The following is a 25,899-nucleotide window of genomic DNA, read 5'->3' as shown; positions in this document are numbered from 1 at the left end:
GGGTCCACGTTCGGTGACCAGCCACGATCGTGAACCGATCGGGCGTCACCGAACTACCAAGGCTAACATCAGATCCCATCTGTACGGCGGACCGCAGGGGTAGGATCCTCATTTCCTTCGGACGTATTCGTAGTCCGCCTGGGGTACTTAACCCCTTCGGACCAGAACCGTCCGACGACGAAGTGAATGAACACTTCGCCAGTCACGCGTTCTTTGCAACCGTATCCGAACCCCCGTATATACTTAAGGGCGTCGTCTTCCGGTGCCGAGTTCGGCAGCCGAACAGACGAGTGCCCCCAATCAACCACCTGAAGAGTAGTCGTAACGGGAAGCGGATACAGTTCCTGCCTCCGTGCCGGAATCCGGCCAGAGGGAACGTGGCGGCGTGCGCCACGTCGTTCGCATTAATGACGAGGAGAGGGTGCATACATAAGGCCGTCGTCTCGGTCGGCGTCTGATCCACGTTGGTCATTCTCGCGATAGCCAGAGTCACGTTTCCCGTGATAGTCTACTAATCGGGTTCGAACAGCGCTGTTGCTTGTGTTTGCTGTATGATCGTCGCCTACCAGGTATGTCGGGTGAGAAACGTTACCGATACGATTTAGCGGCCAGAACCGTAGCGTGACGTATGGACCGATCAGGATTCGTCAAACTCTCGCTCATCGCGTTCGGCCTCGTCATCCTGAGCTTCTTCGTGCGCGGGTTCAGTCAGCTCGCCCTGGGACGCGACGTTGCAGAGTTGCTGCAGGCACCGTTCGCAATCGTCGGATTCGCACTGCTCGTCTATCTGTTCGTACGCGCGACGCTCGACGCGACCGGTGTTTGGACAGTCAAGAACCCAGATCCAGAGCAGGACGCGTAGAACGAGGAAGAAAGAAGGAGACGGAAGGAAACGGTTTTTCGCTTCCCGACCGAATTCGGAGCCATGACAATCGACGTTCGCGAAATTTCGGACCTCGGCCCGGACGATCGCGTCGCATTTTTCGACCGGGATGCCGGGATAGAAGGCGTCCGTGGAGACGTACGAGAGATCGTTGACCGCGTCCGCGAGGAAGGCGACGTCGCAGTACGGGAGTTTACCAGCGACTTCGACGACGTGGAAGTCGGTAATCTCGAGATTACGGATGCGTGTGAGCGTGCGTACGATGACCTCGAACAGGAACTTCGCGATGCGATCGAATCTGCAGCGGCGAACGTCAGGGAGTTCCACGCGGCGCAAGTGCCGGAAGATTGGCGACACGAGTTCAGCGACGGCCGCGAACTGGGACGCAGATTCCGACCGATCGATCGCGTCGGTGTCTACGTCCCCGGTGGCGAAGCAGCCTATCCATCGAGTGCACTCATGGGAATCATCCCGGCAGTCGTTGCGGGCGTCGAACACGTCTCAGTAGTGACGCCACCTGCAGAGGAACTGAATCCCGCGACGCTCGCGGCAATCCACGTCGCGGGTGCGGACGCGGTCTACAGCGTCGGCGGCGCGCAGGCTGTTGCAGCCCTCGCCTATGGAACCGAGAGTATCACGCGCGTACAGAAGATCGTCGGTCCCGGGAACAAGTGGGTTACCGCTGCCAAAGCCGAGGTTCGCGGCGATGTCGAAATCGACTTTCTGGCAGGCCCCAGCGAAGTCGTCGTCGTGGCAGACGACACTGCCGATCCGGAACTCGTCGCATCCGAACTCGTCGCACAGGCAGAGCACGATCCGAACGCGTCGGTCGTGGCAGTGACTGATGACGAGGAGACGGCAACAGCAATCGCAGCTGCTGCAGATTCGCAGGCGAGCGAGCGTGCGCGCGAAGATGTGATCCGCGAGGTGCTCGAGTCCGATGCCAGTGGCGTGCTCCTCGCGCGGTCGATGAGTGAGGCGATTCTCTTTACGGAGGAGTACGCACCGGAGCACCTGTCGATTCTTGTGTCGGACGACGAGGCAGTGCTCGATCGGATTGACAGTGCGGGCAGTGTCTTTCTGGGTCCCGAAACGCCGGTTGCAGCGGGAGACTACGCCAGTGGGACGAACCACGTGTTGCCGACGAACGGTGGTGCGCGCGTCACCGGCGGCCTGTCGGTTGAGACGTTCGTTCGGTCGACGACGGTGCAGCGACTCTCGTCTGACGGGTTAGCAGATCTCGGCGAGACGGTGACGACGCTCGCCGAGGCTGAAGGGCTCGACGCGCACGCGGAGAGTGTTCGTATTCGGCTCGCGACGGATCGAGAAGCGGAACAGGAGCAAAAGTAGGAGGAGAGCGCCAAGAGACAGAAGCCAAAGCCAGAGAGCAGAAACAGGCGGGGCAGACGAACGCTTCGCCGGATTGCAGTAGCCCCCACCTGCCCTGACCGTCGACGACCAGTCACAGAGAAGGACATATAACGCCTCCGTACAGCCCGTCCGAACCCGGATACTCCGCAGCCTGGTTTTACGTCACTGCGTGACGGAGGTGGTCATGATGCAACCGCGTGAGGTCGATCCGACCGATGGGCGGGTTCTCGAGCGGAACTACGATTACGCACAGCGAAACGTTCGACTCCTCGCGATGTGGTACGAGTGTGATGTCGAACGGGTACTCGAGTTACTGGCGGAACACGGGATCGAACTGTCGCGAAACGACCGGTTGGAGTTTGGGTCGTATTACCGGTCGGTGCGGAGAGCGTCGAACGTGACCGAATCAAGAGCGAAGTGAGCATGTCCGAGAGCGAGCCCGCCACTGTTCGGTGGATGAGGGAGACGAACGTATTCGAGAGACAGGCTCGAGTTAGAAATCGGCCGGCAGGTTCGTCACCGCGGACGGCGTTCCGAGGGCGTCAAGGTTAACATCGTTGGCCAGGAATAAGAGACTATGAGCACGGACAGTATGGACGGCGGACAGGCTGAGACACGGCCCGAGATCGAAGTGACCGAGACCGCAGCAGAGCAGGCGCTGTCGCTGCTCGACGGCGAAGGGATGGATGCGACCGAGGCAGGGTTGCGGCTGTTCGTCCAGCAGGGAGGCTGTGCTGGACTTTCCTACGGAATGCGTTTCGACGATTCGCCGGATGAAGACGACACGATCTACAACCATCACGACCTGCGCGTGTTCGTCGACCCGGCGAGTTTGAAGTACATCGAGGGCAGCATCCTCGACTACGAGAGCGGGCTGCAGGCGGAAGGGTTCCACGTCGAAAACCCGAACGTTGTCAGCGAGTGCGGCTGTGGTGAGTCGTTCCGAACGTAGATCGGCGAGACCGAGACAACGCTGTACTAGCTGTCCCGGCTACACCGACTTGTCCCGACTTGACTGCACGCGTCGTCCGCACTAGCTGCTATCCGTATTCGTGTATTCGTGTATTCGTTTATTCGCTACTCGCAACCCATTGCTTGCCAGTCGCCATTCGCGACCGTCGATTTGCTACGTACCGATCACAACGCGCCAGTAGCGACGTCGCGATGAGCGACTGGCTGCCGTTGGTGGCCAGCGCTCGGTGACCGTTCCTGGACTACTCCTCGAGTTGGAACGCGACGGTGACCTCCGCCTGGTACTCGCGGTCGTCTGCTGTCGCGACTTCGACGCCGAGTTCATCGACCTCCGCCCACTGGACGTTCTGGAGGGTCTCTTCTGCGCGGTCGATTGCGTTGTCCGCTGCGTCGTCGAAGCTTTCCGTGCTGGTGCCGATGAGGGTGATCTTCTTGAAAACCATCGCGGCAGTCACTACCTGACATGGAAGTATAAAGATACCCGGTCAGTGAACGGTTTTGACACCGGCTCAGCGTCAGAGAGTAACGAGAGAAATCGGGAACGGCGGTCACGAGGCGTGAACGTTTTTGAGGACGCCGATACCACGTCTATCCATGCCAACCGCTGACGAGCCGAAAAGCGCGATCGACGTGTCGGAAATCGACGAACTGACGCCGCCGGACCGGACGCTGATGGGACCAGGACCGAGTGACGTGCACCCGCGCGTGCTACAGGCGATGAGCACGCCACTGGTCGGTCATCTCGATCCATCGTTCGTCGAGATCATGAACGAAGTGCAGGAACTGCTTCGGTACACCTTCCGGACTGACAACCAGTGGACGATTCCCGTTTCGGGGACCGGTTCGGCCGCGATGGAGGCCGCAATCGGCAACGTGGTCGAACCGGGCGACACCATGCTCGTCCCGACGAACGGCTACTTCGGCGGACGAATGGCGTCGATGGCACAGCGCGCCGGCGGCGAGGTGGTCGAGGTCGATGCGCCGTGGGGCGAACCGCTCGACCCGGCCGACGTGTCCGACGCGATGGCCGAACACGATCCCGACGTGTTCGGGTTCGTTCACGCGGAGACCAGCACTGGCGTCCTCCAGCCGAACGTCCCGGAACTCACCGCGACGGCGCACGACCACGATGCGCTCGTCATCGCCGACACCGTCACCTCGATCGGCGGCGTCGAACTCCGCGTCGACGAGTGGGGCATCGACGTCGCCTACGCGGGACCCCAGAAATGTCTCTCCTGTCCGCCGGGTGCCAGCCCGCTCACGCTCTCGGACGAGGCGATGAAGAAGGTCCTCTCGCGCGAGGAGGACCCGCGCTCGTGGTACCTCGACCTCTCCCTGCTCGAGGGCTACTGGGGCGACGAACGCGCCTACCACCACACCGCACCGATCACGAACGTCTACGCCATTCGAGAGGCGCTGCGACTCGTCGCGGAGGAAGGCATCGAAGACCGCTGGGCGCGCCACGAGCGCCTTGCCGGCGCGTTAAAGGCTGGCGTCGAGGGGATGGGCCTCGAGATGAACGCGCCCGACGAGTTCTGGCTCCCGAGCCTCAACGCGGTCCGCGTCCCGGACGGAATCGACGACGGCGAGGTCTGTGCCGAACTCATCGAACGCTACGATCTCGAGATCGCAAGCGGGCTCGGCGATCTCGACGGTGAGATCTTCCGAATCGGCTGTATGGGGTACTCCGCCCGGCCCGAAAACGTGATCTACGTTGTGACGGCACTCGGCGACGTACTCGAGTCCCTCGGTGCGTCGGTGGAGCCGGGTGCGGGTGTGTCGGCGGTGCGACGGGCGCTGTCCGAGTGAGGGGTGCTGATCGACGACTGGTGGGTGGTGACTGACGGGAGCGGCTACCGACTACCGATTTGGGGTGAGAGTACCGTGTACGACCGACGGCTGCTGGCCACGGCTACGTGCTGGAAAATGGGAAAATGGGTCGAATACGATTACAGCGCGGGCGGGTTGCAACTGATGAGACAACGAGTTAGGCGGAGGCTCGCGGTCCCGGTGGGGCGCGTTCGACCTGATAGTCGTCTCCGTCGACGACGATAATAGCCCACTCGTAGCTGGGGTTTGTACTGCGAAGCTGGTTTTCGAGATCGGCTGCGTCCCCTGGTTCGGCGACAAAACAGTGGAACTGTTCTGCCGACGAGGATGGAAGTTCGGCCTTCTCGAAGACGGTGTTTACGTGGACGACTTTCCACGCACGTTCGGCCCGGAACGCGGGGCCGGACCCTTCGACGGTGTATCCAAGCTCGGCGAAGATCGACCTGGCCTGCTCGACGAGTCGCATGTTAACAGGACCCATTCACATCTGAGTACGACACCCAGTAGCATAAATGTTGGTACGAACGCCAGACCAGGGATTCCTCTGGATAACGTCCAGCACAAAACCGCGTTATGTAGACAAACAGTCCCGGTTCACGGAGTCACACGGTGGTAATATTCAATTAGCGGGGAGCACTCATCGACGCACGGAGAGGGAGGGAAGCGAAGTGGGACCTCGCCGGAAAATCGTGTCGATTATTCGTGTGCCGCGTCCCACTCCGTCGGCTTTCGGAAATTCCCACACTGGTTGCACTTGATCCGGCCCATAGAGTCCATCGCGTTATCGATGTCCTCGCAGTTCGTACAGAACCAGCCGTAGCGAGTGTCGGCGTCGCTCGTTTCGTAGACGACGAGGAAGGGACCCTTCGATCCTCTGTCGCCGTCGGTTTGCGAGACGAAGACGGTGTCGCCGTCCTCGGTAGCGATCGATCGCATACCGAGATGGTACTCACGCGCCCGGTAAATGACTGTCTGTCTCAGCAACACCGGACGAGCAGAGGTAGCGCATGAGTATGATGGTCTTACCCATACGAGAGTGGCACTAACTGAAACCTTTACCCGCGCGGAAATCGTTCGGTGGTATAATGGCGCTTGTCGTGGTTCCCGTTCGATATCCGCTGACGAAGCACTCGCGGCGGACGCTCGAGGAGGCGGTCGAGATCGCCCGCGAGCGTGATGCGGCACTGACGGTTCTCCATGTTGACCTCTATCAGAACGGGAAGAAAGTAACAAGAATTGATCTGAAAAACGCGGTCGAACGCGCGGTTGGACCGGTCGAGAACGCCCGTTACGTCGTTCGAACAGGATTCCTCGTTGAGGAGAGTATTCTCGACGAGGTTGCAGCCGAGAACGCCGACATCGTCGTCATCGGTAATCAGCAGGCGAGTCGACTGCGTCGTCTCTTCCGTCGCCTGACGGATAATCCGGACATCGACCGTTATCTGCGGACGCACCTGGACTGCGAGGTTATTACGGTCGAGAGTGCCCGCGCGTAACCGGTGATACGGTTAGCGGCAAACAGGACCGGGCGCTGATTCTTTCGTCTGCTGGCCTGCTACGGTCAGTTTCGTGATCTGGCCTGCTACCGTCAGGAGTCCCCTGACTCCGCATCGGAGTCTATCTGCATCGCTTCCCCGTCACGCTCGGCGTCGTGTGCGTTTCTGTGCTCGTAGCCGGGAGCGGGGCTGTCATCGTCTCCATCACCGACCGCGACGCGGGCAACACCCGTCGTCTCGTCGAAGACGTGGTGACGATGTGGGTACGCGAACTCGATATCGAGATCCGCAAAGCGCGACCGGACCGCCGACTGCACCTGGGAGCGAGCGATCCGCTGTTTGTAGGGGTGTTGGACCCAGAACGCCAGCGTGAGCATGATTCCGTTGTCTGCGTAGGAGTCGATCGTACAGACTGGCGCGGCCGCGTACCGGGCGCTCCCGATCCGGATATCCGGCCCGCCGCCGATAACCATGTCGACGCTGCGCGCTGCGCGCTCTGCGTGTCGGCGAGCGGCCTCGAGATCACTCTCGTAGGTCACCTCGAACTCGACCGAAATTCGTGTCCGCTCGTCCTCCGCGGAGTAGTTGATCACGTCGCGCGTGTAAATCTCCGAGTTCGGGATGACGATGAAGGTGTTCTCGAGTGTGAAGATTTTCGTGTAGCGGATCGTAATGTCCTCGACGAAGCCGGTGTGGCCCTCGTCGGTGATTTCGATCATATCACCGATCTCGTACGGTCGGTCTGCGAGCACGAAGATCCCGGTAATGAAACTGCTCACGAGTGGTGCGAGGACGACAGCAATGACGGCCGAAATGACGGTAACGGAGAGGAGAACCTCGGTACCACTGACACCGAGCACGCCGGCCGCGACGGCGAACGCCACGACGAGCACGGAGATTCGCACCCCACGGAGAACCGTCCGGGTAACGCTCGGTCGCTCGATTCGGCGAGCGACGGTCCGGCCGGTGAGGCGGACGACGATGTTCGAGAGGTACCAGCCGATCACCACGACGACGAGCGCAACGATGATCTCGCTGACACCGAAGGGAACGTTGTCTTGTAGCACCTCCACGGGTGAGCGTGTCCCCCCCAGAAAGTCCTCTAGCATGGGAGCACACTCACGGCGGCAGTGGTTAAGGGTTCTGTCCGCGGGGCCGGGGTACTCGAGTACGACGGCGTGTGGAGTCTGCGTGCGAAGCGATCTACAGACATCCGGCACCAGCTGCGATGAGGAGCAGTCGTATCGATGCGTCCCTCCGTGTAGCGTCCGCTTCTGCGGAATCTACCCAAAACAACCTGATTTCGAAAAGAGGTGCTACTCGATGCATAATAAATCATTTATCCATCGGGATCGTAGGTGTGTGTATGGCATCAGACGAACTGCGCTCGACGGTCGAGCGCGTCGGGGATCGATTCAACCTCGGCGAGTACGAGATCGACGCCTACCTCACCGTGTTAGAGCACGGCCAGCTCACGGCGAGCGAGATCGCCGATCGTACCGATATCCCCCAGCCCCGCGTCTACGACACCGTCCGCAGCCTCAGCGACCGTGGCCTGGTCGAACTGCGCGAATCACGCCCGATGAAGGTCGTCGCGATCGATCCCGGCGAGGCCTTCGACGACGTCCAGAGTTCGCTCGAGCAGATGATCGACGAGCTCGAGGCGCGGTACACCGCGCCCGCCCGCGATACCGAGGCCGTCTCGCTGGTCAAGTCGCGGTCGACTATCCTCCGGTACCTGGAGGAGGTCATCGACGCCGCGGAGTACGAACTCTCGCTGTCGCTGACGCCGGGCCTGTTGACGCGGTTCGAGGACGAACTCCGTAGCGTCGTCGACGACGGCGTCAGCGTAGACCTGATCGTCACGCCCGCATCGGACGCGCCGGCACCGGACGAGTTCGACTATCAGGACGTTGCGACGACAGTTCGCGCCCGCCGCGGGATCACGACGCCGGTCATCGCCGTCGCGGACGGAAACTACTCCGTGTACGCGACCCAGGACGCCCTCCGCGACGACCAGGACCGCTACGGCGTCATCTTCAACCGCTCTTCGCTCGGCTTCCTCGTCTCCGGCTTCTTCGGCACGGTCCTCTGGACGACCGCCGAAGAGACGCTGAGCGAGGACGGCTCGAAGCGCTCCTACCCCCGCAAGTACGCCTCGATCCGACGCTGCGTGAAAGACCTCATCGAGGAGGGTGGCGAGTTTTACGCCACCATCGAAGGTCGTGACGTCGAGGTCGGCGGCACTCGAATCGTCCGCGGGCGCGTCCTCGATATCTCCTTCGAAGTCAGCGAGGAAGTCGCGAGCCTCACCGTCGAGACCGAAGCGGGCGAGGAGGTTACCGTCGGCGGCCGCGTCGCCGCACTCGAGGACGTCGAAGGTCACGAGATCCATATCGGACGCAACAAACCGCCGTCGATCGACGACTAGACGGACTGTCTCGGCCGAATTGTTGGCCACCGAGTGAGTACCGATTCGGACGGCTGATGCGATAGACGCTGGTTTTCGTTCGGGCCAGATTTCGATTTCAGTTTCAATTGTCGGTGTGTCCGATGCCGTGGACGGTGACCACCGTGTCGTCTCTGGTTGCACATTGTGTTCCGTCTCTGGTACTCGAGTACCGGTGTTCGAACGTCGGCTCTTCACGGAGTCCACGCCGCTCGAGTGACGCTACTTCGGACACCCGGAGCAAAATCCACTCTCCTCGTTGAGATGTTTGTAATCACCGATTGCTCTGGTTACGAGACGTGACTGTTCAAAGTAAGGGCTCGTATGCAAGCCAACCACTAAGGCGGTATGCGGTGTGACGTTATGTTCGATGGAACCAAGACCTACTGCTGGTTCCGCCGATGATGTCGACCGGTCCCAGTCCCAACCTCAGCCCCAGACCCAGTCACACTCTCGGTCACAGTCCCGGTCACGAGGAACACAGGGTACCCACGTCTCCCGTCGTTCGTTCGTGGCCGCAGCCTCGGCGACGACGGCAGTCGGGGCGACGGCTCTCGCCGGCTGTCTCGGCCGTGGGCACGGTCCGAACACGGTGATTATGACCGGGGCGACGGACTTCGAGGGCATTCTGCACACCGAGGGTGACGAACCCGACGTCCAGCAGGCGCTGTGGGACGCCGGACTCGACGAGGACATCAGGGTCGAGGTTCAGACGGTCGTCAGCGACTCCGCACAGCGGATGCAGGAAGCCCAATCGACCCTGCAGGCCGGTCGCGCGCCGCCGGATATTCACATGATGGACACCGGCTGGACGATTCCCTTCATCCTGCGCGAGCAGACGACGAACCTCACCGAAGAACTCCCAGACGACGTAGTCGACCGGATCGAGGACGTCTATCTCGACGAGGTACTCGAGACGGCCCGCCATCCGGAGACCGGCGACATCCACGGCCTCCCGCTGTTTCCCGACTTCGGGATGATGCTGTACCGCCAGGATCTCGTCGAGGATGCCGGCCACGACACGAGCGACTGGGCGACTGAACCACCGGACTGGGAGACGTTCTCGCAGGCGGTCGCCGACGCACAATCCGGGGCCGGGCTTAACTACGGCCTCACGACGCAGGCGGCCGCGTTCGAGGGGCTCGCCTGTTGTACGTTCAACGAGGTCATGTCGACCTGGGGTGGCGGCTACTTCGGCGGCACGGAAGATCTGTTCACCGCTGGCGACCGTCCGATCACCGTCACCGACGACACCGTCCTCGACGCGATTCGCATGATGCGGGCGTTCATCCACGGGGACGACGACGAGCACGCACTCGAGGGCTACCCACAGATCTGTCCGTCAGCGATCGTCCAGTGGACGGAGGAGGAGTCACTCAGCCCGTTCGAGGGCGGCGACGCGGTCGCGAACCGGAACTGGCCGTTCGCGATCGCCGCGACGGGAGCGGACGACGCCTTCGGCGAGGATCTCGGCGTCATCACACAGCCGTACGCGGTTCCCGAAGACGAGGCTGAGTTCGAGGGTGTTGGCGGCACGGCCGCCGCCCTCGGGGGCTGGAACCTCACCGTCAGTCCGTACACCGACCGGACCGACGAGGTGTTGCAGGTACTCGAGGCGTTTACCCACGACGAGGTCATGCTCACCATCTTCGAGTTACAGGGCTTTCTCCCGCCGAACATCGATCTGGTCGAGGAGGCCGATCCCGACGAGATCGGCCCAATCGCACGCTACGTCGACCAGATTCAGCTGGCGGGGGAGAACGCCGTACCACGTCCCGTGACGGACGTCTGGCCCGAACAGTCCGCGCTCATTTTCCAGGAAGTGAACGCAGCCTATCGCGGCGCGAAGTCGCCGAGCGAGGCCATGGAGGACCTGGCCGGGCGTCTCGAGCGCAGCGAATCGGAGGTGGCAGCGCAAAATGGCGAGTGAGCCCGACGGCGGCACAGAGACCGGGGATATTGAGGGCGGAATCGGAACGCAGACCGAACTCGATACCGAGCAGGATCGAACCGGCAACCCCGTCGTCAACTGGATGGAGAATTTGAGCGAGGCGGCTTACGCCTATCTTCTCCTGATCCCGGCCTTCGCCCTGCTCGCGCTGATCGCGTTCTACCCGCTCATCATGACGTTCATCATGTCCCTGCGGGCGGACGAGACGCGCGGGGCGGAGCCACTCGGCGAGTTCGTCGGCATCGAAAACTACGTCGACATCCTGACGGGGAACGCGCGACTTGCCAGGCAGTTCCTCGACGTCGGCGTCACTTCCTCGTTCCCGTTCGTCGAACTCGGCGTCCCGTTCCTGCAGCAGGCGCTGTTCGTCACGCTCGCGTTCGCAGTGCTCAGCGTCTTCTTCGAGACGGTCATCGGCTTCGGCCAGGCGTACGTGCTCGATCAGGATTTCCGCGGACGGCGCTGGGTCCGGGTCGCGATCATCCTTCCGTGGGCGGTCCCGATCGTGATTCAGGGGATGATCTTCTTCCTGCTGTTCCAGCCTGAGGTTGGCTTCGGCAGCGACCTCATGCAGTGGCTCGGCGTCTTCGGTGCCGACCCGCTGGCAGACAGTCGCGACTCGTTCATCATTATCCTCATCGCGGACATCTGGAAGTCAGCGGCGTTCATGGCACTCCTGATTCTGGCCGGTCTCCAGAGTGTCGACCGGAGCCTGTACGACGTGGCGCGGGTTGCGGGAGCCTCGCCGTGGCAGCGGTTCAAGATGATCACGCTGCCGCTCGTCCTGCCGGCCCTGCTCGTCGCGATGTTGTTCCGGACGATGGACGCAATGCGCGTCTACGGGCTGATCGAGTCGACTGCGGGCTGTACGACCGTCCCGTCGCTCACGTGTCTCGTCGTCGAGGCTATGTTCGGCGGGACGCGGATCTTCGCGACTGCCGCTGCTGTGGCGTTCACGACCGCACTCGTGATCGGACTGATCATTTCGGTGTACGTGTTCTTCTTCCGCGACACCGAGGGAGGGCTCTACTGATGACCGACGAGAGGACGGACGACACCGAAACCGACGAGATGCCGAACGATACCGAAACCGACGAGATGCCGAACGATACCGAAACCGACGAGACGCCGACCGGCACAGAACCCGATGAGACGCCGATCGACACCGAAACGGACGACCCAGCAAGCACCGATGACGACGGCGGTATTCCCGAACACTGGGCCTACGCCCGCAAACAGGCTGCGACGGCGACGGATGACGGTGCGACAGCGGCGAACAGCGGACCGATGGTAGCGGACGGCGGCCAATCAGCCGAAGCGGACCAACAGCAGAGCAACGTCCTCGTGGAGGGCGAGGACGCCGAACTCGACCGCGGCCCGTTCCAACGATGGGTTTCGAGTTCGATTTCTAACCCGGATCGCGCCTACCGCGCGATGTTCTACACGGCGACAATCTTCTTCCTGTTCACGACGCTGTTCCCGTTCTACTGGCTGCTCATGGTCGCGCTGACGCCGGAAGGACAGCAACAGGACATCATCCTCACACCGAACGGCTTCAATCCCGGCGCGTTCGTCGAGGTCTTCCAGGTGCTGCCGTTCCACTGGTACGTCTTCAACAGCTTCGTGATCGCGACGGCCTCGACCATCGTCGTGCTGGTCATCGCCAGCCTCGCAGGCTACGCCTTCGGCCGACTCCAGTTCCCCGGGAAGATCCCGCTCATGCTGCTCGTGCTGGTGATCTCCTTCTTCCCACCGGCCGCCTTTTTCATCCCGCTGAACGACCTGTTCAACACGCAGTTCGCGATCCTGGAACCGATCACCGGCGACGGCAGCCTCTACAACACGCCCGGCGCGATGGTGTTGCCCCTGTCGGCGATCTTCATGCCGCTCGCCATCTTCATCCTCACGACGTTCTACTCGCAGATTCCGGACGGTCTGGAGGACGCGGCCCGCGTCGAAGGAACCACGCGACTCGGCGCACTGTTCCGGGTCATCATCCCCCTGTCGGCCCCCGGCGTCGCGACCGCCGGCGTGTTGACGTTCATCGCCGTCTACAACGAGTTCTTCTTCTCGTTCCTGATGACCGACGGCCAACCGGAAAACTGGGCCCCGATACTCGAGGGCATCCTCGGCTACCAGGGCCAGTACGAGGTGATGTACCACCTGATGGCGGCAGCGAGCATCATCGGGGTGATTCCCGTCGCGATTCTCGTCATCATCGCCCAAGAGAAGATCGTTAGCGGCCTGACCGCAGGCGCGCTCAAGGAGTGAGAAACGGAGGAAACCACACTATGGCACGCGTTCAACTCGAACACATCACGAAACGCTACGAAGACGTCACCGCGGTCGACGACGTCTCGATGGAGATCGAAGACGGCGAGTTCGTCACGTTCGTCGGCCCCTCTGGCTGTGGGAAATCCACGACCATGGAGACCGTGGCGGGGCTCACGAAACCGTCCGACGGGAAGGTCTACATCGGCGACCGCGAGGTGACGAACCTGGCCCCGAAGGACCGCGGCGTCGCGATGGTCTTCCAGAACATCGCGCTGTTCCCCCACATGGACGTCTTCGAAAACATCTCCTTCGGGCTTCGACTGCGAAAGTACGACGACGACGAGGTCAGACGTCGCGTCGAGCAGGCCGCCGACATCGTCCAACTCGAGGGGATGCTCGACCGGATGCCCGACGAGATGTCCGGCGGGCAGCGCCAGCGCGTCGCCATCGCTCGCGCCATCGTCCGCAACCCCGACGTCTTCCTCATGGACGAGCCGCTCGCCAACTTGGACGCCAAACTGCGCGTCCACATGCGAACCGAACTCCAGCGCCTCCACCGCGAACTAGGGACGACCATCATCTACGTCACCCACGACCAGGCCGAGGCGATGACCATGTCGAACCGGATCGCCGTCCTCAACGAGGGCAAACTCCAGCAACTCGCGCCGCCACTCGAGTGCTACAACGAGCCGGCGAATCTGTTCGTCGCGGGGTTCATCGGGTCGCCGTCGATGAACTTCGTGGAGGGAGAGTTCACGGCGACGGGATTCGAGTCGGACAACGTCGATGTGGCGTTCGAACCGGCTCTGGTTCCGTCAGTCGAGCGCGGTGAGACACTAACGCTCGGCGTCCGACCGGAGGACGTGCATCTGGTCGAAACGGCCGACGGCGTCACCGAGCCGACGGGCGAACTACACGCGACGGCTGACGTGCTGGAGCCGATGGGCGACGAGGTGTTCGTCTACCTGCTCCTCTCGGAGGATGCAGACCGGTCGATGGAGCAAGAGCCTGCGACTGCGCCGAATCAATTGCTAATGAGCGTGACACCGGATACGGACATCCACGAGGGGAAAGAGGTCGCCGTCGTCCTCGATCGGTCGAAGATCCATCTCTTCGAGACGGCGACGGGCAACGCACTCCGACACGGACTAACGGAACGCTCAGACGGTGATTCCGGGCCAACGGCAACGGAGGCCGACAGCTGACCGCCGACCACCACCCACCAACGGACAAAAGGTGGTTCGCGCCCAAGATTTAGTATAGCGATAGAGGATATACACGTCCGAAATCGGCATCCAGACTCCTGCCATGACAGACGACCGCTCCAACATCGAGACCGGAATTGTGGGCCTCGGTAACATCGGACAGTACCACGCCGAGCGCCTCCGCGAGCTAGAGGTTCCGCTCGTCGGTGGAATGGACGTCGCCGCAGAGGCCAGACGGCGGTTCGCCAGACGATACAACGTCGACGTCTACGAGGACCACCAGGAACTGTACGAGACGGTCGACGCCGTCGTCATCACGACGCCGAACAAGTACCACGAGGAGTACGCCGTCGATGCCTTCGAACAAGGGATCCACGTCCTTCTCGAGAAGCCCCTCGCTCACGACTACGAGAGCGCCGCACGGATCGCAGCCGCCGCGCGCGAGACAGAAAGCGTCTGCATGGTCGGCTTCAACAACCGCTTTGCAAACACCGTCCAAATCCTCAAAAACCGGATCGACCGCGGCGAACTCGGCGATATCACCCACGTCGAAGCCAACTACGTCCGTCGGCGCGGCATCCCCGGCCGCGGCTCGTGGTTCACCCGCCGCCAGATCGCCGGCGGCGGCGCGCTCATCGACCTCGGCGTCCACGCCGTCGACCTCGCGCTCTACCTACTCGAGTACCCCCGAGTCACGGAGGTGTCGGGCATTGCGCGAAGCGAGTTCGGCTCACGTGAGGAGTACGCCTATCTGGAGATGTGGGGCGAGGACGCCGGCCCGCGGGGGTTCGACGTGGACGATTCGGCGACTGCGTTCGTTCGCTGTGCCGAGGGGCGGACGGTCAGTCTGGAGGTTGCCTGGGCGACGAATCGGCCGGCGAACCACGAATTCGTCGTCCGTGGGTCGGATGCTGCGGCCCGATTCGACCTGCTCGAGGGCGGGTTGACGATTCACTCTGCGAGCACCAAGGGGTCCTCACACCTCGAGAATACGTCGATCGACGTTCGACAGAACGATACACACACGGCCGAACAGCGGGCGTTCTTCGACCGGGTTCGCAGGGCGGACGAGGAAACCGACGAAACCGACGGGAGTGATGAGAGCGGTGAGAACGGTGGGAACGGTGGAAACAGCGAGGACAGCGGGAACGAAAGCGTCGAGCAGGCGCTGTTGGTCCAGGAGGTCATCGACGGAATCTACCGCTCGAGCGATGCAGACGCGACGGTTTCGTTCGACGAATAGCCGTACAGTCGCCCGCCGTACCCCCGTTTTATTTCACCGTCGCTCGTTCGTCACTCCGTATGCAACTCGGCGTTCACACCCCACCGCTGGCTGATGAGTCACTCGAGGGCGCGCTCTCGTATCTCGCCGAACAGGGCGTCGACGCACTCGAGCCGGGCGTCGGTGGCCACCCCGGGCAGGACCATCTTCCCCGCACAGAGTATCTCAACGACGCGGATGCACAGGAGGAGTTGCACGACCTCCTCGAGGAGTATGAACTCGAGATCAGTGCGCTCGCGGCGCACAACAACCCGCTCCATCCGGACGACGAGCGGGCGGCGACCGCGGACACCGAACTCCGCGAGGCGATCGAACTGGCCGACCAACTCGATGTCGGCGTCGTGACCTGCTTCTCGGGTCTGCCCGCGGGTGGGCCGAACGACGAGGTCCCGAACTGGATCACGGCACCGTGGCCGCCCGAACACGACGAGGCGCTGTCCTACCAGTGGAACGTGGCCGTCGACTACTGGACGGATCTCGCCGACCACGCCGATGAGCACGACGTCGACGTCGCCATCGAGATGCACCCCAACATGCTGGTCTACGAACCCCACGGAATGGCCCGCCTGCGCGAGGAGGCCGGCGAGCGAATCGGGGCAAACTTCGATCCCTCGCACCTCTACTGGCAGGGGATCACGATCACCGACGCGATTCGCTACCTGGGCGAACGCGATGCGATCTACCACGCCCACGCGAAGGACACCAAACTCTACGACGCACAGGCCCGCGAGAAGGGCGTCCTCGATACGACGCCCTACGGCGACGAACCGAACCGCTCGTGGCTGTTCCGGTCGGTCGGCTACGGCCACGGGGAAGCCCACTGGAAAGACATCGTCTCGACCCTGCGGATGGTCGGCTACGACGGCACCCTCAGCATCGAACACGAGGATTCGCTCACCAGTTCCCGCGAGGGACTCGAGAAGGCGATCGATCTCCTCCAGCGCGCACTCTTCGAGACGGAACCTGGGGAGGCCTACTGGGCAGAGTAGGTACGAGCAAGCAACGCTGGGCCAACCGAGATACAACTGGGGACGACGAGAGAGGTCCGAAAACCGGACTCTCGCGATTTACTGGTGTTACGTGTCAACAGCGCCGACAGAATCGTCCGGTGTCGAGTCCTCGAGGGCGACTCGACCATCGCTGTAGACGGTGACCACGTAACCCTCGTACTCGAGTTCGACGTGGCCGTGGCTCCCAGGTTGAGACGTAGATTTAGTTCCGGTTTCAGTGTCGGTTCCGGTTCCAGCCCCTGCTTCAGGCTTAGTCTTAGTCTCAGCCTCAGTTCCTGTTTCAGCCTCATCTTCGTCCTCGACCTCAGTCTCAACTCCAGTCCCGGACTGCGACGGGGTCTCGGTGAGTGAGTCGACCTGTGTCTCCTGAGAGTGGGAGTGGGAATGAGATGGGGAGTGACTGTGAGAACCGTGAGTGGTATCTCTGAACAGCGAGTCGAGGGCTTCCGGATTGATAACAGAGTACAGCGGCTCGTACGCCGGCGGCTCGATCTCGGTTGGGTCGACCCCCTCGCGAGCGGCGACGGCTTCGATGATCGCCTGGCTCGGTGAGACCGCTCCCTCGAGCCCAGATCCGGGCGGCGACGTATCGTCGGGAGAGGACATATCGATGGCTAGGAGGCTCCAAGGGATAAGGATACTGGCAATCATCAGTGCGGGACAGCACTGAGCGTGTCTCTTAGGCCCCGTTTGCACCCAATAGGGTTGATCATCGAAGGGTGGCGATCGAAGGGTGGCGATCGAAGGGTGGCGATCGAAGGGTGGCGACGATTGCAGTCACTGGTGCATTTACCGGTGAATCACTGTTGGCCTGCCGACCCACGATCGCCAAATCGGGAATCGAGATAGCTGCGAATCGAGCGGTTGATGCCACGGACCGTGTAGTTTCGACCGATGTAGACGCTGATCAGGGCGAGCACTGTTCCGGCGACGACGTCCGAGAACCAGTGAATACCGAGATACATCGTCGAGACGACGACGCTGATCGCCAGCACGCCCGAGACGGGGACCCACAGCGGGTACTTCTCGCGTGTGAGCCACGCCAGGAAGAACACCGTCATCGACAGCGACGTATGCAGTGACGGGAAGACGTTGGTGTTCTGGTTGACCTGGTTCGTCAGTGACCGCGACTGCGGGAAGACATCGTAGAGCAGCGGTTCGAACAGGAGTGGATCGAAGTTCCGCGGACCGTAGGCGATGAACAGGATGTAGAAGGAAAGCCCGATTGCGTAGTTCGCGGTGAACGCAAGAATCAGCGTCGAGAGATCGTCCATGTTCGAGAGTGCGAAGTACGCGATAAACGGGAACAGGAGCAAGAACGCGTAGCCGTAGATGTAGACGAAGACGAAGAACTCGGTGAGAGCCGGCGATGCGAACGTCTGCAGGACGGTTACGGGGTTCTGCGGGAACAGTAGCTGTTCGAGTTCGAACAGCTGTGGCGTGATGTTGTTGCCAAGGACTCGGCGCTCGAGTCTGATGACGACGTCGACCGTCGACCAACGTATGAACAGCACGAGCGCTAACACTGCAAGCGGGAGCAGACACACCTCGAGTCGCCAGCGGGCATCGCGAATCGCCGCCGCAATCTGCCGTGGACCGACAATGACCAGTGTCGCCGTGGCGAGCATCGTCGCGACCACGAGGGCAAGATCAAATACGACGCTGACGAGAGTCATCCGGGAACGCAAACTACGGTTGCCGAGCATTAATAGCGTCCGGTCCTGCGTGACGCGTGACCCCTGGACTGGGCGATAGCAGAGCGCAGCGTCCTCACGGAGCAACCGGACTGGCTCTCCCCGGCTACTTGAGGAGGGCTCCGTCGTCGTACTGGTAGCCCACCTCGACGAACAATTGACGAACGCGTTCGGGGTCGATTTCGCCGTCCGAACCCGGGAACACCGAGAGTGGCATCGTCGACTCCGTGCCGTCGAGCTGAGTTTGCCCCCGCGAACCGAACAGTTCGTTGCTCCGCGCTGGCTCCTCCGCGAACCCGTTGAAGAACTCGGAGACGACGTACTCGCGGTCGATCAACTGCGAGAGGATCTGTCGAACGTTCGGATTGCCAAGTTCCGGGTGGTGGATATTGTAGCCGACCATGTAGAACGACGTCGTCGACGTCGTCGTCGTCGAGACGCCGCTCGCACCGGTGATCGTTGCAACCTCGTCGGGCGGGACCGCATTGGCTGTCACGTCGACGGCGCCATCGGCGAGCGAATCGAGCATCGCACCGACGTTCGGCTCGATCTGGTACCTGATCCCCTCGAACTGCGGGAAGTTCTCGAGTACGTTCGGCCTGTTGGGGACAGTAGTCGACCGGAGCACGTGGTCTTCGAACGGCTCGAGGACGAGTTCGTCCATCGACGTCTCGCCGAACTCGAACAGCCCGGAGCCAACCGGTTCGTCGTTGTCCGCAACGAGCGCTCGGGTCTGGCGTTCGGCGATGACTTCGGACCGTGGCTCCCAGATATGCTCCGGCAGAATCGGTACCGAGAGCGCGCGCACCGCCGCAGGGCGTGCGGTCGATCCGAACGGTAACTCGAGTGTCCGATCGTCGATGACCTCGATTCGGTTGGTGTCCTCGAGGAGTGTCTGTCGGTCCCGGTATCGCGGGGCGGGGACCGTTCCATCGACGTCGCCGAGCGAGGTATCCTCGATGAACCGGAACGTGAAGTCGACATCGTCGGCATCGAGACGTTCGTCGTCGTGCCAGCGCAGTCCCTCGCGAAGCGTCACCGTCGCGGTGAGGCCGCCGTCGTCGTCCCAGTCGATTTGCTCCGCCAGCCACGGTTCGTACGCCGCTGGCTCGCCCGGCTCGTGCGTATCGGTGGTCGATCGGTGCGCGAGTGGATCGTACAGCAGTCCGAGCAGTCCCTGGATGCGATTACGGTCGACGACGAGGGGGTTCAGTCGGTCGGTCAGTGCCTCGCCGTAGACGCCGATTTCCAGCGGGCGGTCGAACGGACCGTCGTCGAACTCCTGGGACAGGATATCGACGAACTCGATCGCCTGACGTGGCGGGCGCGAGAGCGAGAGGTGGTCCTGAGCGCCACCGATGCGATCAGGGTACGCGACAGTCGTAAACGGTGCCGTTTCGAGCAGGTAGTCGAACAGTTCCGTCAGCGACTCCTCACGCGCGTCGCCGTCGGTCGTCCGTTGGCGCTCGAGTAACTCGTCGACGCCAACGTCGGAGAAGTGAAAGGGATTCTGCCAGCCCCGTTCCGCGACGAACTGAGAGTGAAGCAGTCCGTGGAGGGCATCGTACTCGTCGATGCCGGGGTGTTTGACGACGAACACGTCGTAGTCGCCGTCGATCAACACGTCACGATACAGTTCCGCCTCGGTAATCGGTTCGTGGGTCGCATCGATCCCGGCAGCCTGCAGATTCTCACGAAGTTGACTCATGATCATCGCCGCAATCGCATCATCGTCGGCGGGGACCGTCTTGATCGTGAGTTCGACCTGCTCAGGGCTGGTATTCTCCGCTCGCGACCAGAATCGCTCCGAACAGCCAGCGAGTGCGCTCAACCCGACACCGCTTGCGCCGGCAAGGAGGGACCGTCGTGTCACCGACGGAGCGACCCGTTTCATATCACGACCGATACGCAACCACGATGTATAGGACTTCCCTTCACAACGACAGTTCTGTGTCACGTGGGGATTGACTACTCGCAGAATCGACGGCCATCACGGACACCCAACTCGAGTTGCCGTGAATATACCCGGATCAAACGGTCGTTAATCGGTGACTATCACGAGTTCGTGAGTGTATTCTGTTGCTGACTCTCTTTCCTCCATTCGTATGGCAGCCATAACAATAGCTGACTCTGGTCACTGTCGTTCTGTGGCACCCGTTCTCATTCGTGGGACCAATCGCGGTGGGCTCCGCGAGCGGAGGACGGCCACGAGAGACAATCATGAAGCTCGCACTCATCGGCTTTGGGCAAGCAGGCGGAAAGATCGTCGACGAGTTCCTGGCGTACGACAGCGCCATCGATAACAGCTTCGTCGAGGCGGCAATCGCGGTCAACTCCGCGACGACGGATCTACAGGGACTCGATCGCGTTCCACAGAAGAATCGCGTTCTCATCGGCCAGGCGCGCGTGAAAGGTCACGGCGTTGGGGCGGATAACGAACTCGGTGCGGAGGTCACCGAGGCAGACATCGACGAAATTCAGGGTGCGATCGATCGCATTCAGGTCCACGAGATCGACGCGTTCCTGATCGTCTCCGGCATGGGCGGCGGCACCGGCTCGGGCGGCGCACCCGTACTCGCACAACACTTACAACGCATCTACACCGAGCCCGTCTACGGGCTCGGCATCCTCCCCGGCACTGACGAGGGCGGCATCTACACCCTCAACGCCGCGCGGTCGTTCAAAACCTTCGTCCACGAAGTCGACAACCTGCTCGTCTTCGACAACGACGCCTGGCGGAGCGCCGGCGAATCGGTCGGCAGCGGCTACGACCGAATCAACCGCGAAATCGTCGAGCGCTTCGGCTTGCTGTTCGCCGCCGGCGAGGTCGGCCACGGCGACCACGTCGCCGAGAGCGTCGTCGACTCCTCGGAGATCATCAACACGCTCGGCAACGGAAACGGAAACGGTATCTCGACCATTGGCTACGCCAGCGAGGTCGTCGAGGACGACTCGAGCGGTCTCCTCTCGTCGTTCCGCTCCGAGACGGAGTTCGACGAAGGGACTGCGACGAATCGCATGACGAGCCTCGTCCGCAAGTCGACCCTCGGCCGACTCACCCTCCCAGCGGACGCCGCAAGCGCCGACCGCGGCCTCGTCGTCGCGACCGGCCCGCCAGAACACCTGAACCGCAAGGGGGTCGAACGCGGCCGCCAGTGGCTCGAGGATGAAACTGGAAGCATGGAAATTCGCGGCGGCGACTACCCACTGCCCGGCGAGGACGAGGTCGGCGCGATCGTCCTCCTCTCGGGCGTCACCGACGTGCCACGAATCGACCAGCTCCAGCAAGTCGCCATCGAGGCCCAAGAGACCACGGAGAACGTCCGCGCACGGGCACAGGACGACTTCGCCTCGCTGGTCGACACCGGCGGCGAACTCGATGCGCTGTTCTGAACCGACCACGACCAGACGGTGACGAGTCCGCGTTGCGTCGCAACCGATTTCGCTTCGCGATCCTGATTTCCTCCAGCCGATCACAGTTCGTGCTTCGTGCGGTGAGCCGTACGGACGTACCGGACAACAGTGAAACGACTGTTTGACCACCGTTCGGCCGCGGTACGCGGTCCATACGCAATCACTACCTGTCGCGGTTTTGTGGGACAGCGCGTCAGCAAACGCCCGAAGTCGCCATCACATCTGTTTTCGAGGTCGACGACTGGTTTCTATCCGTGTCAGTCAGCCTAGTCAGACAATAACGAACTATGATATGCCTGATCTACGAGATATGCCGAGACAGCACCAGCGGGGATCAAACGCGGGGTCGAGTGCAGGCACATCAGTGCGGGCGGCGGTCAAATCCGTCCTGCTCGGGTCCGATGGGCCCACAACGATTGAAGAGTGTCGTCGGTGTGGTCGGACGACCGAGTCGCCGGACACCGAGTGCCCGACCTGTGGCTCTACGGACGTCGTGACGTATCGGATCGAGTGAAAGGGGACTCGAAAAAGTTCTCTGTCGGTTGTGGCGTTCAGCACTGCCAGTGGAGAGTCATCTCGGTTCACTCACTCGAACTTGAACTCGAACTCGACTTCCCTCCGAGTACACCTGGCGCGCCCGTCTCGATCGGTGACCGTCGACCGTCGAGCACTGCAAACCGCTCATCGCGGCGCTGTTCGAGCCAGTACAGCAATCGCTCGGCCCACTCGAGTTTGGTCGCCTTCATCGCATCCACGGACTCGTCGTCGAAGTCCCACCCAACGAAGACGAGACGGTCGGCACCGAGGTGATCCGCGAGAAACGCGGCCCGATCACCGTCCGTGAAGCCGCCGAAATTTCGCACTGGTCCGCTCGGGGCGGCCTGCGTCGTCGGGAGGACGTACTTGTCCTCGCAGTCGGGTACGACGCGCCGAATGTCGGGGACGTTGTCGCCGTGGGCGTGCACTGCCACCGGGACGCCGGCCGCCGTGAGTCGCTGCACTGTCTCCGGATTCTTATCCAGATCAGTCACCATGCAGTCGACCGAAATATCGTGTGCAGCGAGCACGTCGGCCGCCGTCGACGCTGCGATGACGACGTCGGCATCGCGGGCGGACTCGAGTGCCCCGTCCGTCTCGAGTGAGGGACCGGCACCGGCGATGGCGACGGTCGCGCCGTCGACCGCGGAGAGCTGTGCGAGGTCGAACGGTGTGGTCAGCGAGGCGAGTACGTCGCGAGCCTCCTCGTCGTCGGTTCGAGGGTAGCCGAAGTCCCGGCAGATAGCCTCGTAGACGGGTTCCCAGGTCTCGAACTCCATGTTTGTGAGTGGTGGGCCAGTGGTTTGTGCTGTTCGGTTGTAGTGGTGGACTGGCGGTTTGTGCTGTCCCGTTGCGGCGGTGTATTGGTGGTTTGTGCTATTCGGTTGCAGTGGTGGACTGGCAGTTTGTGCTATCCCGTTGTAGTGGTTGGTTGGTGGTTTGTGCTGCCCAGTTGCGGCGGTACGAGATAGAAGCGGTGACTACCCTGTCGTAGCCGGTCAGTAGCAACAGCCGTAACGACGCCGCTCCAGTACACCACAGCGTCACCACTGTGCAACGTAGTGACCCAATAATTCGAGTTGTGGGCCGGGGAGTCGCCTCCAAAGTACCCCTACCCGGGAGGCCGCCCGGCGTCCACTCTCTCATTTCGAAGCCTTCGGTATAAGCTTTCTCTTACTGCAGTACGTTGTCGAGTTCGTTCCCAACCGTCGAAATTTCGCCGTCTGACGCCCCCAAACGTGCTGAAACGGCAATAATCCCACGCCGGGAACCGATCAACAGCGTCTCCTCTGCAACTGTTCGATGAACCGAAATGTTCTCTTCGGCACCGCCCTCGACACCGCCGCCGTCGGTGCTATTACGCCCCCCACTGTCACCACGCCGACCAGTGGGAGTAGTACCCTCACGAACTGCCGTCACTGCCGACGTAAGCTCATCGAATTGGGTCCGTGTGAGCCCGGTGAACTCGAGTACCTGTGGCTGTACCGAGTCTACGATGTCGGGGTCGACGCCGCGCTCTCGGAGCTGGCGTTCGAACGTTCGCGACGTGTGGGTGTCGAGACGTGAGACAGTGATCGAGCCGGTAGAGACGCTCGTGCGCTCCGAAAACGCCGAGCCGATGAGCGCTGCGTCACGCGTCTCAGCCACGTCGTGAGTCCGGATAATGTGCGCACCGCGTTCGACCGCCATCGAGGTCGCCGCGAGGCTGACGGGGAGTCGCTCCTCGGTCTCGCGATCCGCAATCGCGCCGAGGAAGTTCTTCCGGTTGATCGAAACCAGCATCGGCTGACCGAGTGCACGGAACTCCCGAAGCCGGCGGAACGTCTCCTGGTCGTCCTCGAGAGTCTGTGCTTCGCTCCAGCCGCCGAAGGCGGGGTCGATGATCGTCTTCTCGGTGAGTCCGTTCTGTTTCAGCGCCTCGTAGACCTGATCGACGTAGTCAGCCTCGGCGGCCCACTCGGGCGATTTTCGGGCAGCCCAGTCGGTTTCCTCGACCGCGCCCGGGCGCTCGAGATCCGGCGGACTCCCCATTTTCGCGACGGCGGCGTCGTATTCCGCACAGACGGTCGGCATCTCTGGGTCGGCAAAGCCCGCGATGTCGTTGACCATGTCGAAGCCCTGGGAGAGCGCTTCCTCGGCGACCTCGTGGTAGCGTGTCTCGATTGAGAAGACGGCATCCCCGGAGACGCTCTCGATGGTATCGAGTGCAACGTGGAGGCGCTCGAGTTCCTCCTCGGCCGAGAGTACGTCGAAGCGTTTGTTCGCGGACTCGAGGCCGATGTCGACGATGTCCGCGCCCTCGTCGATCAGTTCGTCGTCGACGTACTGGGCGGCCTCGCCGGGGTCGTCGTAGACGCTCGGATCGTAGGGTGATTCCTCGCTGACGTTCAACACGCCCATGATCCGCGGCGGGTGCTCGTCGCCGATTCCGAGCCCGGCCGCGTCGACACTGTTCATACCCGGTGTGAGGAGCGGAGACTGAAAATCGACGCGGTTGCGGTGAGTGACGCAGTGATCTGAAGCAGCCATACCCGGCTACGACGACTGCTCTCGGCCGGACGGTAACGCGGGATGGTCTCTGCGACCAGCGGCAACGAGAGCGCGAGACAGCACTACCAGAGGAGAACACAGGCATGAACACAAGGCGGAGTCAACTGCCCCGCGCACGGTGGCGCGGGGCTTGTCAGTGAACTCGGCCTCTGCCGACCGTAGTTAGTCGGACGGGACAAATCCCCGGTTCGGCGTCACCGTTCCTGACTTCAGGGCGAGTTGACTGTCGCCCGTCCGCCGAGACGACTGTAGGCCCCGACGGACAAACCGCCACCCAATATTCTTTGCACCCACGTAATCCGCATTCTGTGTTGCACCGCAGGACTCACACTCAAACTCCGCCTGTTGCAACCGATTCCCGTCGCTCGTATGCCCACAGTCGGGACACCGCCGACTCGTGTTCTTCGGACTTACAAACTCGACACTAATCCCGTGGGCTTCAGCCTTGTACTCCACAAGATCAACGAGTTGCCGGTGTGCCCACTGGTGGAACTCCTTGACAGGTGGCGCACGCTCTCGGATGTGCTTCAGGTTCTCGAAGGCGATGTATTCGCAGTCGTGTGTGCGTGCTTCTTCGAGAATCTGATTAGCGACTTGATGAAGCTGGTCACGGAGATACCGTGATTCTCTCCCGCTCATCTGCTGAATCGTCCGATGAGCAGATTGTGTCCCGGTCTGCTGAAGGGTTCCACGGATCCGCTCGAACTCCCGGTGGCGGTGCCTGAGTTTCCTTCCCGACGCAAAGTACGCTGTGCTGGTGGTGGCGATGTTAACGATGCCGAGGTCAACGCCGAGAACTGTCCTGTCCTCGTCGTCATCCTGTATTTCGACCTGTTTCTCGGGCTTCGGTTTGCGAAACCCGAGGTGGAGGTAGTAGTCGCCATCACGCTTTGACAACGTAGACTCCGTTACTTCCCACTCGTCACCGGTGAGGTATTCGTGTTGATACCCGTCTTCTTCGTCGGGGAGGTTCAGGTTACA

The 25,899-nt window shown here is 61.9% G+C and carries 25 protein-coding genes; 14 read left to right on the top strand and 11 right to left on the bottom strand.

The window, feature by feature from the left end; all coding sequences use genetic code 11:
- Positions 1 to 628: 628 nt before the first annotated feature.
- The 4 genes from BBD46_RS14760 (at position 629) to BBD46_RS14745 (ending at position 3,206) form a co-directional block, all read left to right on the top strand.
- Complete coding sequence (locus tag BBD46_RS14760) at positions 629 to 862, top strand: hypothetical protein (protein WP_071402464.1); 234 nt, start codon at positions 629 to 631, stop codon at positions 860 to 862.
- A 63-nt stretch (positions 863 to 925) separates the two neighbouring features.
- Positions 926 to 2,233 (top strand): histidinol dehydrogenase, encoded by a 1,308-nt coding sequence (hisD, locus tag BBD46_RS14755; RefSeq protein ID WP_071402463.1) that lies wholly within the window; start codon positions 926 to 928, stop codon positions 2,231 to 2,233.
- A gap of 208 nt (positions 2,234 to 2,441) precedes the next feature.
- Complete coding sequence (locus BBD46_RS14750) at positions 2,442 to 2,675, top strand: hypothetical protein (RefSeq protein ID WP_049912967.1); 234 nt, start codon at positions 2,442 to 2,444, stop codon at positions 2,673 to 2,675.
- 156 nt (positions 2,676 to 2,831) lie between these two features.
- Entirely contained in the window at positions 2,832 to 3,206 is a 375-nt protein-coding gene (locus tag BBD46_RS14745) for a HesB/IscA family protein (RefSeq protein WP_071402462.1), read from the top strand.
- A 262-nt stretch (positions 3,207 to 3,468) separates the two neighbouring features.
- Here BBD46_RS14745 and BBD46_RS14740 read toward each other — a convergent pair whose 3' ends face one another.
- Positions 3,469 to 3,669 (bottom strand): dodecin, encoded by a 201-nt coding sequence (locus BBD46_RS14740; RefSeq protein ID WP_006168267.1) that lies wholly within the window; start codon positions 3,667 to 3,669, stop codon positions 3,469 to 3,471.
- 151 nt (positions 3,670 to 3,820) lie between these two features.
- Between BBD46_RS14740 and BBD46_RS14735 the strand changes: the two genes are divergently transcribed.
- Positions 3,821 to 5,035, top strand: coding sequence for a pyridoxal-phosphate-dependent aminotransferase family protein (locus BBD46_RS14735; RefSeq protein ID WP_071402461.1), 1,215 nt, complete (start codon positions 3,821 to 3,823; stop codon positions 5,033 to 5,035).
- A 178-nt stretch (positions 5,036 to 5,213) separates the two neighbouring features.
- On the opposite strand, the gene BBD46_RS14730 is transcribed toward BBD46_RS14735, so the two are convergent.
- Both BBD46_RS14730 and BBD46_RS14725 read right to left on the bottom strand, forming a co-directional pair.
- Positions 5,214 to 5,522 carry a DUF7116 family protein gene (locus BBD46_RS14730; RefSeq protein WP_006655008.1) on the bottom strand — a complete coding sequence of 103 codons (309 nt, stop codon included), beginning with the start codon at positions 5,520 to 5,522 and terminating at the stop codon, positions 5,214 to 5,216.
- Positions 5,523 to 5,752: 230 nt separating this feature from the next.
- The gene (locus tag BBD46_RS14725; protein WP_071402460.1) at positions 5,753 to 5,992 is read right to left on the bottom strand and encodes a DUF5816 domain-containing protein; all 240 of its coding nucleotides are present in this window, start codon (positions 5,990 to 5,992) and stop codon (positions 5,753 to 5,755) included.
- A gap of 149 nt (positions 5,993 to 6,141) precedes the next feature.
- Between BBD46_RS14725 and BBD46_RS14720 the strand changes: the two genes are divergently transcribed.
- Complete coding sequence (locus BBD46_RS14720; RefSeq protein WP_071402459.1) at positions 6,142 to 6,552, top strand: universal stress protein; 411 nt, start codon at positions 6,142 to 6,144, stop codon at positions 6,550 to 6,552.
- A 92-nt stretch (positions 6,553 to 6,644) separates the two neighbouring features.
- On the opposite strand, the gene BBD46_RS14715 is transcribed toward BBD46_RS14720, so the two are convergent.
- Positions 6,645 to 7,661 carry a mechanosensitive ion channel family protein gene (locus BBD46_RS14715; protein WP_071402458.1) on the bottom strand — a complete coding sequence of 339 codons (1,017 nt, stop codon included), beginning with the start codon at positions 7,659 to 7,661 and terminating at the stop codon, positions 6,645 to 6,647.
- Positions 7,662 to 7,918: 257 nt separating this feature from the next.
- On the opposite strand from BBD46_RS14715, the gene trmB reads away from it, so the two are divergent.
- Entirely contained in the window at positions 7,919 to 8,983 is a 1,065-nt protein-coding gene (gene trmB / locus BBD46_RS14710) for an HTH-type sugar sensing transcriptional regulator TrmB (RefSeq protein WP_071402457.1), read from the top strand.
- Between the two features lie 103 nt (positions 8,984 to 9,086).
- On the opposite strand, the gene BBD46_RS22705 is transcribed toward trmB, so the two are convergent.
- Positions 9,087 to 9,236, bottom strand: a complete 150-nt coding sequence (locus tag BBD46_RS22705; protein ID WP_171908215.1) for a hypothetical protein — start codon at positions 9,234 to 9,236, stop codon at positions 9,087 to 9,089.
- Between the two features lie 276 nt (positions 9,237 to 9,512).
- Here BBD46_RS22705 and BBD46_RS14705 point away from each other — a divergent pair, with 276 nt between their 5' ends.
- The 6 genes from BBD46_RS14705 to BBD46_RS14680 all read left to right on the top strand — a co-directional run bounded on the left by BBD46_RS14705 (position 9,513) and on the right by BBD46_RS14680 (position 16,702).
- The gene (locus BBD46_RS14705) at positions 9,513 to 10,931 is read left to right on the top strand and encodes an extracellular solute-binding protein (protein ID WP_071402456.1); all 1,419 of its coding nucleotides are present in this window, start codon (positions 9,513 to 9,515) and stop codon (positions 10,929 to 10,931) included.
- A complete protein-coding gene (locus tag BBD46_RS14700; RefSeq protein ID WP_071402455.1) occupies positions 10,921 to 11,985 on the top strand; it encodes a carbohydrate ABC transporter permease in 1,065 nt (354 codons plus the stop codon). The genes BBD46_RS14705 and BBD46_RS14700 overlap by 11 nt, the downstream gene beginning before the upstream one ends.
- Positions 11,985 to 13,223 (top strand): carbohydrate ABC transporter permease, encoded by a 1,239-nt coding sequence (locus BBD46_RS14695; protein ID WP_171908214.1) that lies wholly within the window; start codon positions 11,985 to 11,987, stop codon positions 13,221 to 13,223. Before BBD46_RS14700 ends, BBD46_RS14695 begins: the two co-directional genes overlap by 1 nt.
- Positions 13,224 to 13,243: 20 nt before the next feature.
- On the top strand, positions 13,244 to 14,431 hold the full coding sequence (locus BBD46_RS14690; RefSeq protein WP_071402454.1) for an ABC transporter ATP-binding protein: 1,188 nt from the start codon (positions 13,244 to 13,246) through the stop codon (positions 14,429 to 14,431).
- A gap of 103 nt (positions 14,432 to 14,534) precedes the next feature.
- On the top strand, positions 14,535 to 15,674 hold the full coding sequence (locus BBD46_RS14685; RefSeq protein ID WP_071402453.1) for a Gfo/Idh/MocA family protein: 1,140 nt from the start codon (positions 14,535 to 14,537) through the stop codon (positions 15,672 to 15,674).
- A 59-nt stretch (positions 15,675 to 15,733) separates the two neighbouring features.
- Complete coding sequence (locus BBD46_RS14680; RefSeq protein WP_071402452.1) at positions 15,734 to 16,702, top strand: sugar phosphate isomerase/epimerase family protein; 969 nt, start codon at positions 15,734 to 15,736, stop codon at positions 16,700 to 16,702.
- 87 nt (positions 16,703 to 16,789) lie between these two features.
- On the opposite strand, the gene BBD46_RS23555 is transcribed toward BBD46_RS14680, so the two are convergent.
- The 3 genes from BBD46_RS23555 to BBD46_RS14665 form a co-directional block, all read right to left on the bottom strand.
- Positions 16,790 to 17,329 (bottom strand): HalOD1 output domain-containing protein, encoded by a 540-nt coding sequence (locus tag BBD46_RS23555; RefSeq protein WP_071402451.1) that lies wholly within the window; start codon positions 17,327 to 17,329, stop codon positions 16,790 to 16,792.
- A 194-nt stretch (positions 17,330 to 17,523) separates the two neighbouring features.
- Entirely contained in the window at positions 17,524 to 18,399 is an 876-nt protein-coding gene (locus BBD46_RS14670) for a phosphatase PAP2 family protein (protein WP_071402450.1), read from the bottom strand.
- A gap of 124 nt (positions 18,400 to 18,523) precedes the next feature.
- The gene (locus BBD46_RS14665) at positions 18,524 to 20,311 is read right to left on the bottom strand and encodes an ABC transporter substrate-binding protein (protein ID WP_071402449.1); all 1,788 of its coding nucleotides are present in this window, start codon (positions 20,309 to 20,311) and stop codon (positions 18,524 to 18,526) included.
- A gap of 326 nt (positions 20,312 to 20,637) precedes the next feature.
- Here BBD46_RS14665 and BBD46_RS14660 point away from each other — a divergent pair, with 326 nt between their 5' ends.
- Positions 20,638 to 21,810, top strand: coding sequence for a tubulin/FtsZ family protein (locus tag BBD46_RS14660; protein WP_071402448.1), 1,173 nt, complete (start codon positions 20,638 to 20,640; stop codon positions 21,808 to 21,810).
- Positions 21,811 to 22,412: 602 nt separating this feature from the next.
- Here BBD46_RS14660 and BBD46_RS14655 read toward each other — a convergent pair.
- The 3 genes from BBD46_RS14655 to BBD46_RS14645 form a co-directional block, all read right to left on the bottom strand.
- Positions 22,413 to 23,147 carry a 6-hydroxymethylpterin diphosphokinase MptE-like protein gene (locus tag BBD46_RS14655; RefSeq protein ID WP_071402447.1) on the bottom strand — a complete coding sequence of 245 codons (735 nt, stop codon included), beginning with the start codon at positions 23,145 to 23,147 and terminating at the stop codon, positions 22,413 to 22,415.
- A gap of 394 nt (positions 23,148 to 23,541) precedes the next feature.
- On the bottom strand, positions 23,542 to 24,825 hold the full coding sequence (gene folP / locus BBD46_RS14650; RefSeq protein ID WP_071402446.1) for a dihydropteroate synthase: 1,284 nt from the start codon (positions 24,823 to 24,825) through the stop codon (positions 23,542 to 23,544).
- A gap of 255 nt (positions 24,826 to 25,080) precedes the next feature.
- Positions 25,081 to 25,899: RNA-guided endonuclease InsQ/TnpB family protein (locus tag BBD46_RS14645; protein WP_139173632.1), on the bottom strand; the 819-nt coding region annotated here is incomplete at its 5' end.

The sequence above is a fragment of the Natrialba sp. SSL1 genome (genome assembly GCF_001861355.1).
Taxonomy (GTDB): domain Archaea; phylum Halobacteriota; class Halobacteria; order Halobacteriales; family Natrialbaceae; genus Natrialba.
The sequence above is the reverse complement of the archived record's forward strand: the minus strand, read 5'-3'. Positions and strand labels throughout refer to the sequence as shown.

What these genes read in the sequence shown, in the direction of transcription:
- BBD46_RS14760 (WP_071402464.1), top strand. Translation starts at nt 629, where the DNA reads ATGGACCGATCAGGATTCGTCAAACTCTCGCTCATCGCGTTCGGCCTC.
- hisD (WP_071402463.1), top strand. Translation starts at nt 926, where the DNA reads ATGACAATCGACGTTCGCGAAATTTCGGACCTCGGCCCGGACGATCGC.
- BBD46_RS14750 (WP_049912967.1), top strand. Translation starts at nt 2,442, where the DNA reads ATGCAACCGCGTGAGGTCGATCCGACCGATGGGCGGGTTCTCGAGCGG.
- BBD46_RS14745 (WP_071402462.1), top strand. Translation starts at nt 2,832, where the DNA reads ATGAGCACGGACAGTATGGACGGCGGACAGGCTGAGACACGGCCCGAG.
- BBD46_RS14740 (WP_006168267.1), bottom strand. Translation starts at nt 3,669, where the DNA reads ATGGTTTTCAAGAAGATCACCCTCATCGGCACCAGCACGGAAAGCTTC.
- BBD46_RS14735 (WP_071402461.1), top strand. Translation starts at nt 3,821, where the DNA reads ATGCCAACCGCTGACGAGCCGAAAAGCGCGATCGACGTGTCGGAAATC.
- BBD46_RS14730 (WP_006655008.1), bottom strand. Translation starts at nt 5,522, where the DNA reads ATGCGACTCGTCGAGCAGGCCAGGTCGATCTTCGCCGAGCTTGGATAC.
- BBD46_RS14725 (WP_071402460.1), bottom strand. Translation starts at nt 5,992, where the DNA reads ATGCGATCGATCGCTACCGAGGACGGCGACACCGTCTTCGTCTCGCAA.
- BBD46_RS14720 (WP_071402459.1), top strand. Translation starts at nt 6,142, where the DNA reads ATGGCGCTTGTCGTGGTTCCCGTTCGATATCCGCTGACGAAGCACTCG.
- BBD46_RS14715 (WP_071402458.1), bottom strand. Translation starts at nt 7,661, where the DNA reads ATGCTAGAGGACTTTCTGGGGGGGACACGCTCACCCGTGGAGGTGCTA.
- trmB (WP_071402457.1), top strand. Translation starts at nt 7,919, where the DNA reads ATGGCATCAGACGAACTGCGCTCGACGGTCGAGCGCGTCGGGGATCGA.
- BBD46_RS14700 (WP_071402455.1), top strand. Translation starts at nt 10,921, where the DNA reads ATGGCGAGTGAGCCCGACGGCGGCACAGAGACCGGGGATATTGAGGGC.
- BBD46_RS14695 (WP_171908214.1), top strand. Translation starts at nt 11,985, where the DNA reads ATGACCGACGAGAGGACGGACGACACCGAAACCGACGAGATGCCGAAC.
- BBD46_RS14690 (WP_071402454.1), top strand. Translation starts at nt 13,244, where the DNA reads ATGGCACGCGTTCAACTCGAACACATCACGAAACGCTACGAAGACGTC.
- BBD46_RS14685 (WP_071402453.1), top strand. Translation starts at nt 14,535, where the DNA reads ATGACAGACGACCGCTCCAACATCGAGACCGGAATTGTGGGCCTCGGT.
- BBD46_RS14680 (WP_071402452.1), top strand. Translation starts at nt 15,734, where the DNA reads ATGCAACTCGGCGTTCACACCCCACCGCTGGCTGATGAGTCACTCGAG.
- BBD46_RS23555 (WP_071402451.1), bottom strand. Translation starts at nt 17,329, where the DNA reads ATGTCCTCTCCCGACGATACGTCGCCGCCCGGATCTGGGCTCGAGGGA.
- BBD46_RS14670 (WP_071402450.1), bottom strand. Translation starts at nt 18,399, where the DNA reads ATGACTCTCGTCAGCGTCGTATTTGATCTTGCCCTCGTGGTCGCGACG.
- BBD46_RS14665 (WP_071402449.1), bottom strand. Translation starts at nt 20,311, where the DNA reads ATGAAACGGGTCGCTCCGTCGGTGACACGACGGTCCCTCCTTGCCGGC.
- BBD46_RS14660 (WP_071402448.1), top strand. Translation starts at nt 20,638, where the DNA reads ATGAAGCTCGCACTCATCGGCTTTGGGCAAGCAGGCGGAAAGATCGTC.
- BBD46_RS14655 (WP_071402447.1), bottom strand. Translation starts at nt 23,147, where the DNA reads ATGGAGTTCGAGACCTGGGAACCCGTCTACGAGGCTATCTGCCGGGAC.
- folP (WP_071402446.1), bottom strand. Translation starts at nt 24,825, where the DNA reads ATGAACAGTGTCGACGCGGCCGGGCTCGGAATCGGCGACGAGCACCCG.